Annotated in this window: 1 protein-coding gene; it reads left to right on the forward strand. The window is 33.2% G+C overall.

From position 1 onward, the window contains the following. Positions 1 to 14: 14 nt before the first annotated feature. The coding region (locus VJI94_RS09025) for a rhomboid family intramembrane serine protease (protein WP_416383689.1) at positions 15 to 235 on the forward strand (221 nt) is incomplete at its 3' end.

Raw genomic sequence — 235 nt, forward strand, 5'->3', positions numbered from 1 at the left:
TTTATCCTCCTGCCATCACACAAAGAAATCAATGGTATCGCTTTATTACCAATGGTGTAATTCATGCTGATATCGGTCATTTGGCTTTCAATATGTTCTCCTTCTATATGTTTGGCGAATTTGTTGAAAAATATTTCATAGCACTGTTTGATGAAAAGGGTAAAATATTATTTTTAGCCATGTACGTCACTGCATTAGCAGTATGTTTGATACCTACTTATTTACAGAACAAAGA

It is taken from the genome of Parvimonas sp. D9 (genome assembly GCF_035282565.1).
Taxonomy (GTDB): Bacteria; Bacillota; Clostridia; order Tissierellales; family Peptoniphilaceae; genus Parvimonas; species Parvimonas micra.